Source organism: Serratia sp. CY55921 (genome assembly GCF_052167655.1).
In the GTDB taxonomy this organism is placed as follows: domain Bacteria; phylum Pseudomonadota; class Gammaproteobacteria; order Enterobacterales; family Enterobacteriaceae; genus Serratia; species Serratia ureilytica.
This window is the reverse complement of the sequence record NZ_JBJNMU010000015.1, coordinates 1-2959: the sequence shown is the minus strand read 5'-3', so window position 1 is coordinate 2959 and position 2959 is coordinate 1. Positions and strand designations below refer to the sequence as shown.

3 protein-coding genes and 1 pseudogene are annotated in these 2959 nt (G+C 50.8%); all 4 read left to right on the top strand.

Translation table 11 applies throughout. The features are described from left to right. On the top strand, window positions 1-258 hold a 258-nt coding region (locus ACJ8M3_RS24715), incomplete at its 5' end, for an entry exclusion protein 1 (protein ID WP_442514784.1). Between the two features lie 811 nt (window positions 259-1069). Continuing rightward, on the top strand, window positions 1070-1315 hold the full coding sequence (locus tag ACJ8M3_RS24710; RefSeq protein WP_442514783.1) for a hypothetical protein: 246 nt from the start codon (window positions 1070-1072) through the stop codon (window positions 1313-1315). A 60-nt stretch (window positions 1316-1375) separates the two neighbouring features. Beyond that, entirely contained in the window at window positions 1376-1720 is a 345-nt protein-coding gene (locus tag ACJ8M3_RS24705; protein WP_442514782.1) for a hypothetical protein, read from the top strand. A gap of 1021 nt (window positions 1721-2741) precedes the next feature. Beyond that, a pseudogene (locus tag ACJ8M3_RS24700) lies at window positions 2742-2959 on the top strand (entry exclusion protein 1); the annotation flags it as partial.

Below are 2959 nucleotides of genomic sequence, written 5' to 3'. Positions count from 1 at the left end.
AGTGCCGATGGCAAGCGGGAGTTAGAAACCACGGAATTGCTGCGTGTGTACGGCGAACTGCTGCCTGCTGGCACGGATCCGCGGCACATGGTGTCACAGTCCGTTGGCACAGAAGATCAGGCGGTGTTACTTGCCGAAATACGCGCATTACGGCAGGAGGTCGCCGATCTGAAAGCGACCGTCTTGCGTCTGGAGCACCACCCGGTCCCGACGGAACCGGCGAGCGTCAAACGGTGGTGGCAGCGCTGGCGCAGTTGATCCCCACTGCCGCGCCGCCGGCTTGGCCAACGCTTCACGGCCGCGCAATAAATTGCCCGCCCGTTCACCGTTTCTCACATTGGCAGAACGGCAAAAAAACGCGATTCAGTCGCGTTTCTCCCTGAAACTGATCTCTGCACACCGGGCTGCATAACCATTCACGCTGCCAAACGGCCTGTATGCCATTTTGCGGGCGTTTTAGCGGAGAAGTGATGGGGTTTTGTGGATTCCGCCTCGGAAGCGCGTTGAGGGCGCCTGAGGCGGTGCGGGAAACGGATGTTATGGTAAATGAAGGTGACCCAGAATCTTGCGCATTCAGATTTGGACTAATTTACACAACTGCTGTTGTATTTTTGAGCGATATCCATATATACTCAATATTACCTCGTAATACACTCGACATTCGAGTGTGTTTGGGGTAATATCTAGACTGGAACTCATTGCGCGGTGTGATGAGTGCGTCTGGAGATTACGATCGTGAGCGAGACTCAACGTAACTCATCGACCTCCAGTGGCGGTGAAGACTGTGCCGATTACAAGGAGATGCCACCTAAGGTGCTTCTTCCTAAAGATTGGTTCGTCGGATTTGCTGTGGTCGATGCTTAAAACCACCATGGAGGAGATTTTCACAACCTCCTCCATGGTGAGGTTGAAGTGTTTGGCTTGCGATGATGTGTGATGACGAATGTTTTCGTCAGGGTGTCACACAACCTAAAAACTTAATTTTTAAGTGAATTTAAATATATAACTTATACAGTTAATAAAGCGGCATGACTTACATGGATTTCGATTGCCCTTGCGGAGATTTCATATGAAAAATGTACGTATGCAATTCGACCTTCCTGAAGACAGGTTGAAAGAGCTCGATTCTTTGATGGATAAGTGCGGCATAAGTACAAAGAAAGAGTTATTCAACTACGCGTTAACTATGCTTGAGTGGGCTGTTGAAGAGTCTGAAAGTGGACATGATATAGCGGCCTTCGACCGAGAGAAGAAGGAGTTCTACTCTCTGAGAATGCCTATCCTTAAGCGTGGGCAGCGCGCCTCTGCTTGCTAATTGATTGATTCTTTTTAAGTAGGGCCAGATTTTTCTGGCCCTATTTTTTTGGTGACATGCATGGCTGAAAGTTATGAAGGCTTTACCGAAAAAACAGGGAAAGTCAGAGAGAAAGTGTTTGTTACAGGGGTGACTGTTGAGGAAGAGGTCTCCGATAGGCGTCATCTCCGGTGGACTAAGACCATCGTAACTTTGGGTATGGCCGTCTTGGTAGCCTTCATGAACTGGGGGGTTGTTGACATGCTTAATCATGTCATCGATGAAGAGCTAAGATTGATTCGCAGTGGTTTTATGAGAGCAGAAGATAGAAGTATCACAACAGGGGTTTATATGGCTTTGATTGGCGGTACTGTGGCCGAAGTTTCAGCTTTATTCTTTATTATTGTGAAATCAATGTTTAAGTAGTTGATGATTGCGCCTTTGGCGGGCTTGATATGATTCTTTCTAACGCGTAATCTGAGAAAGAAAAAAACCGCCTGGGGAGGCGGTTTTTTCGAAGGTTCAGTAAGTTGGGGAACTTCTGAACCGTGGTAACAGGGTGTACAAGACCGCTGCCACCAAATTCGTCCTTCCAGTTTAGCCGTAGTTGGGCTGATTCTTCAAGAACTCTGCGTTAGTAATCTCTTGTACATCCTCTTACCAGTGGCTGCTGCCAGTGGCGTTTTGTCGTGTCTTTCCGGGTTGGACTCAAGTTGATAGTTACCGGATAAGGCGCAGCGGTCGGACTGAACGGGGGGTTCGTGCATACAGTCCAGCTTGGAGCGAACTGCCTTCCCGGAACTGAGTGTCAGGCGTGGAATGAGAGAACCGCGGCCATAACAGCGGAGTGACACCGGTAAACCGAAAGGCAGGAACAGGAGAGCGCACGAGGGAGCCATCAGGGGGAAACGCCTGGTATCTTTATAGTCCTGTCGGGTTTCGCCACCACTGATTTGAGCGTCAGATTTTGTGATGCTTGTCAGGGGGGCGGAGCCTATGGAAAAACAGCCCTGCGGGCTGCGCCTTTGCCTCGCTTTTTTGTTTCTTCCTACACTTTGCTCTTTCCCTTTTTACTTCCTCCGCTCCGCTCGCCGCAGTGTTGACTAGCGAAGTCTGTCAACTCGAGGAAGCGGAAGTGCATCTGACGCTGATATGTCGCACGGTCATCCGGGGGCTTTGTTGACGATGCAAGATAGGCAACGTGTTCCCGTTTGACGTCATTCCACGCCTTCATTCGGTGACGTGTTGCCGACCCTGCCGGTGGCTCTCATGCGGGACAGGATATGTTTTGTAGCACCGCCGTTGGCGACGCTTCCAAAACGAGGGTGACGGACAGGAAATGTGTTGTCATTACCGCCGGTGTTCTTGGCTTTGACAACACGCTGGTCAGGGCTACGCCCCGACACCCCAAATCTCCCCTATACTGTGCCAAAAAAAGGAGGTATCCATGGCATGGCACAGTGTGGCGCAGGCTCAGGCATTGACCGGCAAAAGTCGGCGGACGTTATATCGAGATATGGCTGCAGGCCGCGTGTCATGGCGAACTAGTGCCGATGGCAAGCGGGAGTTAGAAACCACGGAATTGCTGCGTGTGTACGGCGAACTGCTGCCTGCTGGCACGGATCCGCGGCACATGGTGTCACAGTCCGTTGGCACAGAAGATCA

Excerpts from the sequence above, each read along its gene's own strand:
- ACJ8M3_RS24710 (WP_442514783.1), top strand. The coding sequence starts at position 1,070 with ATGAAAAATGTACGTATGCAATTCGACCTTCCTGAAGACAGGTTGAAA.
- ACJ8M3_RS24705 (WP_442514782.1), top strand. The coding sequence starts at position 1,376 with ATGGCTGAAAGTTATGAAGGCTTTACCGAAAAAACAGGGAAAGTCAGA.